The 251-nt window shown below is 30.3% G+C and carries 1 protein-coding gene; it reads right to left on the bottom strand.

Going from position 1 to position 251, the window contains the following annotated elements; all coding sequences use genetic code 11:
• Positions 1 to 251: beta-xylosidase family glycoside hydrolase (locus CF394_RS00390; protein ID WP_500691221.1), on the bottom strand; the 251-nt coding region annotated here is incomplete at both ends.

A 251-nucleotide genomic window follows, 5' to 3' on the forward strand; every position in this document is an offset into this window, starting at 1 on the left:
TTCTTTGTTAAAAGAATAGAAATAATAATATTTTTCCTTTTCAATATTTACTCTTAAATATACATACTTTACTTCACGAGGAATAACAATTTTATTTTTTAATGGTTGTGAAAAAGAAAAGTTATCACATATTGTTAATTCAAGAATCCGGCCAAGTTCTTCATCATGCGTGACTTGAAGAGCCGTCCAGTTCTCTGTATTGTAATAGTTCACCAATCCAGCGGCTTGTTGAAAATTCTCCGGATAAAACT

Source organism: Tetzosporium hominis (assembly GCF_002265435.1).
In the GTDB taxonomy this organism is placed as follows: domain Bacteria; phylum Bacillota; class Bacilli; order Bacillales_A; family Planococcaceae; genus Chryseomicrobium; species Chryseomicrobium hominis.